The organism is Pelosinus sp. IPA-1 (genome assembly GCF_030269905.1).
Classification (GTDB): Bacteria; Bacillota; Negativicutes; order DSM-13327; family DSM-13327; genus Pelosinus.
In genome coordinates, this window is record NZ_BSVC01000031.1 from 1 (window position 1) to 903 (window position 903).

The 903-nt window shown below is 35.8% G+C and carries 1 protein-coding gene and 1 pseudogene; both read right to left on the reverse strand.

All coding sequences use genetic code 11. The features are described 5' to 3' along the window. Positions 1-219: pseudogene (locus QSJ81_RS25640) on the reverse strand (hypothetical protein); the annotation flags it as partial. Then, positions 220-477: a hypothetical protein gene (locus QSJ81_RS25645; protein ID WP_285720125.1), complete on the reverse strand. Its 258-nt coding sequence runs from the start codon at positions 475-477 to the stop codon at positions 220-222. Between the last annotated feature and the right edge of the window lie 426 nt (positions 478-903).

The following is a 903-nucleotide window of genomic DNA, read 5'->3' on the forward strand; positions in this document are numbered from 1 at the left end:
CACCTCATTTATCTGCTGGATAGCCACTCTTCGTTTATCAGCATTCTCCATATCGTCAGAGAATCTGTCTAGCTCAAAAATGATATTCCGAATAGCCCCTTTCGTTTTACTCTCAGGCAATTTTGCATACAACACAAAAAGCCCCATAGCCCAAAGATTAGCCACTAGGATTATCCCAGTGGCACATAGTGCTATTTGATATTCGTTTGTTATTGCCATTTAATGCACCCCTTTAAAATTTTGTACAGCAAAAGCGATTACCTGTAGAATTAGCCCAATACCTGCAGAAATGTACCCTGCCGTTTTATACACCTCATCGATTCGGTGATGAGCTGCCTTCGTACTTTCAACCGCTTTTGTAAGTATTATTTCATTTGCATCCACTTTGGCCTTGCACGTAGGACAACCACTTATTACTACGTCCATTTTAGTTTCTAATACAATCATGCGGTCTAATACTTCACGCTGAAAATCCATGCCCTACCCCCAATAGTTCTATCTATTTATTTACATTCAAGGTTTTCCTTAAATTAAACCCTTTATTTTTATCCGTACATCTTCATATAAAAACAAATAGGCATAGTTCACGTGACATAGGAAATTACCCCAAATCTATACTTTAAGCCTGCTCTAAAATAAAATAGCTACGGTATGTACCGTAGCTATTTCTAAATTAGTGAATACTTTTAGTTGTTACAAGAGAGTACGAGCAAATGTTTAAACAATTCTTCGGAAATGAAGTGATATTCATTTGGGTACCATTTGCTGTCAATTTTGTAATAGCTCTTATTGCTATTATTTCATCATCAGCAAACAAAAAACAGACAAGTAATCTTGTCCGTTTTCATCTTATAAGCTACCGATATGACTTTTTTTAGGCATTTATAGGTTAGGAATTTTTTT

What these genes read in the sequence shown, in the direction of transcription:
- QSJ81_RS25645 (WP_285720125.1), bottom strand. Translation starts at nt 477, where the DNA reads ATGGATTTTCAGCGTGAAGTATTAGACCGCATGATTGTATTAGAAACT.